The following is a 4997-nucleotide window of genomic DNA, read 5'->3' as shown; positions in this document are numbered from 1 at the left end:
CCCGGTGGCGCTCACCAGCTGGGTGGGGCGCCATGCCGCCAGCGTGACCGCGGTGGGGCGCACGCGGCGCGTGGCGCTGAATTGCGTGAGGGTGTCTTGCGGCAGGCCGTCCAAGCCGCGCAGGCCCGGGCGACCCAGGCGCAGCGCGCCGAGCTCGGGCCGCGCGCTGGTGGCGTCGGTGATGACCAGGCAGTGCCGGGCATGGCGGGCGCGGTCGTCGTCAGCGGTCAGGCTGTCGGCATCGGCCGCGTCGTCGTGCTCGAAGTGGTAGCTCAAGCCTTCTTCGGCCAGCAGGCGGCTGACGAAGTCGAAGTCGCTCTCTTGGTATTGCGTGCAGATCTCGCGCACGCGCAGCGCGGCGGCCACTTCGGGGCTCACGTCGATGCGCCAGTTGGCCTGACCGTGCATCGCGGCGTGGTCGGCGAACACGGCCTCGACCACCTGCAGCGCGCTGCGGTCTTGAAAGACGAAGCTGTCTTGTCGCAGCTGCAAGAAGTGCAGCCACGACGCGAGCGTGAGCCGGTAGCGCGCGGCGCCGCCATCGCTGCCCAATTGCGCGGCCTGCACCACGTAGCCGTGCCAGGCGCGCCAGCCGCCGTCGGCCTTCAGCAAGCGCAGCGTGAGCTGCTCGCCGATCAGGGCTTTGAGCTCCAGATGTGCCGAGGTGCTGAGGCAGTCGAGCTCGAAGCGAAAGGGTTCATTGATGGCCTCGCGACCCTGCAAGCGCTCGACCACCAGCGCCGCGCCCGGCAGGGCCGTGTCGAGCTGGATCAGGCGCGTGGCCTGGCTGAAAAAGCGCGTGAAGTCGAGCCGCGAGGTGAGGGCGTCTGGCAGCGAATCGAGCAGGCCCGACGGGCTGGTGCTCGGCAAGTCGCCCAGGCGGGATGACAGCCCGCCGAGGCTGGTGGGGGTGACGTTCATCGGGTCCTCCGCTGGTGTTGTTGTGCGTGCGATGACGGGGTCAGTGATGGGGCTCGGTGGCCGCGACGGGCGCCGCCGCCGGCGTGGGTGGCGAGCCGGTGCCGGCGGCCGGCGCGGGCGCGTTGTCGTCGCCCGCGATCAGCGCGGGCAGCTGCAGGCCCTTGAAGTTGGTGCCGGCGTGGCCGGCGGGCTGGCCCGCCGCAGGGGTGCTCACGCCGGGGCTGCTGATGATGCGCAGCTTGACGGGCACGACGAGGTTGGCGCCGCTGGCGCTCGTCCACTTGAGCTCGAAAGTGGTGGCGTCGAGCTTCTTGCGCGCGGCCGAGCCGAGCATTTTTTCGAGCCCGAAGTTGCCGGGGAAGTTGATGAACTCGACGCTGCGCCCGTCGAAGCTCACGCCGCTGATCTTCACGCCGGGCGCGCCTTGCGGGCTGGGCCAGACGAAGTTGGTCCAGGCGGCGGCGGTGTTGCGGTAGCGCAGCTGCTGGCCGTCGATCTCGATGGTGTATTCGGTCAGGCCCGGCGCGGCTTGCGGCAGGATCTGGAAGACCGTCTGGTTGTCGGCGGCCTGGGCCGGCGCGCCCGCGCCCCCGCCACCGGCTGCGTCGCCCTGGCCCGCCAGCGGCGCCACCCAGCCGCCGAAGCTGCCGGCGAATTCGGGCCGCAGGCGGATACCGATGTCGGCCCAGGTGCGCGGCGTGAGCACGTCGCCGCGCCGCACGGTCAGACCGGCCAGGGCCTGGTCGGAGAACTTGGCGATGCTGCCTTGCGCGCCGAACACCTTGGCGATTTCGCCCGGCGCGGCTTCGATGCGCGAGCCGCCGTCGAACGGATATTTGCCGCCCAGGGTGGTGTTGAAAGGCTGCAGCACCTGCGCCGTCCACACGCGGTTGAGCTCGGCCTCGGTGGGCCCGACCAGCACCGCGTACGACTGCATCAACGGCCGCACGAGCAGCGGGCGCAGGGCGGCCTTGGCGCTGTCGCTCATGCCGGTGAGCATCTGCTCGTCGACCAGCTTGAGCGCATCGCTGAGCTCGGAGCCGTTGCCGTCGAGCGTGGCCTGCATCAGCGCGCGGCTCGCGGGGCCGGCATCGCCCTGGTTCTTCATCTGGTTGAAGCGACTGCGAATCTTGGACAGCGATTCGAGGTAGCGCTGCATCGGCGTCGGATCTTTCTCGCGGCTCATCATCAAGCGCGCCACACCCGCGAACTCGCGGCCGATCGGGCCCATCGGGATGGCCTCCTTGCCACCTTCGCCGGCCTGGCCCTCGCCGGCATTCACGTTGATCGTGATGCCGTTGGGCGCCTGGCCCAGCACGGTCTGCTTGAACCATTCGACGAAGCCGCGCTTGGTCTGGCCGATGCGTTCGTTGAGCAGCGAGGGGTTGTCCCACGAGGTCTCGTCGTACAGGCGCTGCATCAGCTTGCCGACCGGCGAGTTGGCCGGGTCGCCCAGGCGGTTCATGTGCGTCACCGCGCCGTCGAAGCCGCCGAATTCGTTCACGCTCACGCCCTGCATGAAGCGCCGCCACTCGGCCACGTACTCGGTCTTGTATTGCTCGGTGAGCGCCTTCTGGATGTGCTCGGGGCTGCCCTCGAGCGTGAGGTCGTCGCGCAGCGTGCTCTTGAGCACCCAGTCTTCGGACTGCAGCTCCTTGTTGGCGGCGGTCTGGATGGCGTCTTTCACGTAGCCGTCCCACGCGGCGCGGGTGAACACGCCGGACACGGCCACGCTGCCGGCCACCATGCTCTGGTCCGCTTCACCGACGATGCGGGCCACGGTGACAGGGCCGAAGCGCGTGGCGGCGCGGGCCTTGATCTCGGCGAACACGCGCTCGCGAGCCGGCATGCCCTTGACGACGCGGCGCAGGTTCTCGCGCGTCTGGTCGACCAGCGTGAGGTTGTTGGCCACGGCCGGGAAGGCCGGGTCGTTCATCTGCGTGAGCGAAAACGAGATGAGCTTTTCGGCCGAGCGGATCATCTCTTCGCGCGGCATGCCGCCCCGGTTGGCTTCGAGCCAGCCGCGCCAGAAACGCGTGAGCTGGTCGCTCAGGTGGCCGGCTTCGAGGTGCGCGTGGTCGGCCAGCATCAGGTAGGCCTTGAGCGCGTTGTAGGCGTCGCTCACGTCATTGGCCTGGGCCACGGTGTAGGGCGTGGCAGCCTTGGTGGGCGTGAGCGGCGTGGCCTCGGCCGGGGCCGGGTTGGCGGACGAAGCGGATGCCATTGCGGCGGATGCGCCCGTCGCGCCTTCTGCCGCCGCGATCGCGCCCGGTGTGGCGGGCTGCGCGTTGGCGACTGCCGGCGCGTTGAGCGGCTGCAGTTGCGCGGCATGCGCGTTCACGTCGGCCAGATAGCCTTCGAGCGATTCGGCCACCGGCTTGAGCATCACTTCTTGCAGGCCCGCGAAGTATTCGCGCTTGACCACGGCCTCGATGGCATCGCCTTGATACAGGCCGAGTCCGATCGACCAGGGGTGGCTGTCGCGGTAGCTTTGCAGTTGCGCCAGGCGGTCTTGCAGCAGTTGCAGCGCTTGCAGGCGCGAGGCCAGGTCGAGCTTGTTGTCTTGCAGCTTGATGGCCTGGTCGAGGTCGGCCTGCACGTGCGCCACGAGCTGGCGGTTGCCGATGTAAGACCACGTCCACAAGCTCAGCGCCGTGCCGAGCACCAGCACGCTGGCCAGGAAGGTGGCCAGACGCAACCGGCGCTTGGCGGGGCTGAGGTATTGCTGCACGAGCTGGCGGTCGGCGAAGATCACCTTCGAGAACAGCTCGCGCAAGAAGAAGCCGGTGTTCGAGTACACGGCCGCGCCGTCGCCCGGCCGCAGCGCGAGGCCGAAGCGTTGCGCCACGCGCTCGCTGGCGCGGTTGGTCGACTCGCCCTGCTGCACGGCGCTGGTGAAGTAGAAGCCGCGAAAGATCGGGCGGAACTGATACGGGTTGTCTTCGAACAGCGTGGTCAGGAAGTTGCGCAGCGCCGGCTTGAGCCCGGCGAATTCGAGCGGGAACATCAACACGCCCGGCGGCAACTGCTCGCCACGGTGCAGGCCCATGTGGGCGATGGCGCTTTCTTTCAGGCCCTGGTGCAGCTCGTCGAAGCGCTGCTCGAATTGCGCGATGGCGTCGTGCTGGTCGGCATTCGCGCCGCTGGCGGCTTGCGGTTGATACGGCAGCGTCGCGCCCCACACGCGCTCGCGCGACTCGCGGTCGCGGTCCATGAAGAACTCGGCAAAGCCGCCGATGAGGTCGGCCTTGGTGAACATCACGTAGACCGGCGCGAACACTTCGAGCTGCTCGGTGATTTCTTGCATGCGCTGGCGCAGTTGCTTGGCCAGGCCGATCACGTATTCGGGCTTGGCGCCGATCAGCTCGGCGATGCTCACCGCCACGATGATGCCGTTGACGGGCGCCTTGGGCCGATGCTGCTTGAGCAGCTGCAAGAAGCCGCTCCACTCGGCGCGGTCTTCGTCGTGCACCGCGTAGCGACCGGCGGTGTCGAGCAAGATGCCTTCGGTGGTGAAGAACCAGTCGCAGTTGCGCGTGCCGCCGATGCCTTGCAGCACCGAGCCTTCGAGCGCGGCCTGGCCTTCTTGCGCGGCGAACGGAAATTGCAGCCCCGAGCGCACGACGGCCGTGCTCTTGCCCGCGGCGGGGTTGCCGATCACCATGTACCAGGGCAGGGCGTAGAGCGCCTGCGTGCCCGACACATGGCCGAGCTTGGACTGCTTGAGCGTCTTGATGGCCGCGCGCATGCGCTCGCGCAGCAGCTTCACGTCGGCTTGCTGCTGCGGGCTGGCGCGCTTGCCCGCTTGCTTGACGGCGTCGGTGGCCGAGGCATCGAGCGCGGCCTCGAACTGCGCCGCGGCGCGGCGTTCGCGTTGACGCCGCCACAACCACACGCCCAGCCACGTCAGGCCGGCCAGACCCAGCAGCACCACGGCCCACACGGCCGCAACCTGCAACGCATGCGCGCCCAGAAACAGAAAAGCGGCCAGCGCCGCAAAGCCGATCACGGCCAGGGTGCGCGGGTCGATGAGAAAACTCCAGAGGCGTTGCATGGTCAGGTCGATTCAGTTCGGC

Annotated in this window: 2 protein-coding genes; both read right to left on the bottom strand. The window is 68.9% G+C overall.

Annotation, left to right across the window (positions count from 1 at the left end; all coding sequences use genetic code 11):
* On the bottom strand, positions 1–921 hold a 921-nt coding region (locus tag ACE3SS_RS14785), incomplete at its 3' end, for a type VI secretion system Vgr family protein (protein WP_374595255.1).
* Positions 922–961: 40 nt separating this feature from the next.
* Entirely contained in the window at positions 962–4975 is a 4014-nt protein-coding gene (tssM, locus tag ACE3SS_RS14780; protein ID WP_374595253.1) for a type VI secretion system membrane subunit TssM, read from the bottom strand.
* Positions 4976–4997: the final 22 nt, after the last annotated feature.

Origin of the sequence: Aquabacterium sp. (genome assembly GCF_041915145.1) — a bacterium.
Lineage (GTDB): Bacteria > Pseudomonadota > Gammaproteobacteria > Burkholderiales > Burkholderiaceae_C > Aquabacterium.
The sequence above is the reverse complement of the archived record's forward strand: the minus strand, read 5'-3'. Positions and strand labels throughout refer to the sequence as shown.

Excerpts from the sequence above, each read along its gene's own strand:
- tssM (WP_374595253.1), bottom strand. The coding sequence starts at position 4,975 with ATGCAACGCCTCTGGAGTTTTCTCATCGACCCGCGCACCCTGGCCGTG.